General features: G+C 31.0%; 1 protein-coding gene. It reads right to left on the bottom strand.

Features of this window, described 5'->3' with window-relative positions; translation table 11 throughout:
- On the bottom strand, window positions 1–435 hold a 435-nt coding region (locus tag CYP28_RS00030; protein WP_181000378.1), incomplete at both ends, for a SurA N-terminal domain-containing protein.

Genomic DNA, 435 nt, shown 5'->3' with positions numbered 1-435 from the left:
ATATTTATCTTGGTTTTCGTTATAGTAAGATTTTAAAACGCTTTCGTTTGCGTCGCTTTTTTCTGACTCGACAAAGTATGTATCTATACCATAAAGTGTCTTTGTCATATAGTTGTTTTTATTTATCTCCCAAAGATCTTTTAGCTCTTTCTCATCTACTTTGATATCGTTTTGATCAGCATTTACTACTTGCACAGCTAATTTATCTTGCATGAAAAAGCTAGCTTCCATCATAGCGATATCTTCTTTGCTAGCAGGTAAATTTAAAATAGTTCTAAGTTTATCTAGCAAGATAGTTAGTTTTAGATTGTCTTCAAAATCAGTTGGGTTTATCCTGGCTCTTCTTAGCACATCGTAGTATAAATTTTTGTCAAAAACACCGTCTTTTTGAAATGTTGGATCGACGATTATATATTTTAAAACATCGTCTTTATT

Source organism: Campylobacter concisus, assembly GCF_002914195.1.
GTDB lineage: Bacteria > Campylobacterota > Campylobacteria > Campylobacterales > Campylobacteraceae > Campylobacter_A > Campylobacter_A concisus_M.
The sequence above is the reverse complement of the archived record's forward strand: the minus strand, read 5'-3'. Positions and strand labels throughout refer to the sequence as shown.